We start from the raw sequence: 361 nt of genomic DNA on the forward strand, positions 1-361 counted from the left end.
GATGTACCAGAAGAAGACTTCAAGTTTGCGTTCAAAGTAGTTTGAGTAACGTCACCGTTACCAGTTGTGCTGTGCAATACAGTGATTGCTGTAGCTTGAGCAACTGTCAAGTTGTTCAATGTGAATGCAACGTCAGCATCTGATGCACCGCTTGTGCCGTTGTTACCGATGTTACGTACTGTAACGCCAGTTACGTCTGGCAATTTGTCGAAGTCAACAGTAGAAGATGCGCCTTTCATGAACACGTTCAACGCTTCAACTTTTGTGACGATGCTAGAACCAGTTGCACCAGAAGTGATGTTACCGCCGTTCACGATTGTCAACGTATCTGTACCGTCGCCACCAGTCAAGCTGTCGCCAG

At 46.8% G+C, this 361-nt stretch carries 1 protein-coding gene; it reads right to left on the reverse strand.

Annotated features, from left to right (window positions below; all coding sequences use genetic code 11):
• Window positions 1–239 (reverse strand): hypothetical protein (locus KDM92_RS19220; RefSeq protein ID WP_212685794.1); only part of this gene is annotated, 239 nt, incomplete at its 3' end.
• Between the last annotated feature and the right edge of the window lie 122 nt (window positions 240–361).

It is taken from the genome of Affinundibacterium baiyunense (assembly GCF_018139645.1).
Lineage (GTDB): Bacteria > Pseudomonadota > Gammaproteobacteria > Burkholderiales > Burkholderiaceae_D > Undibacterium > Undibacterium baiyunense.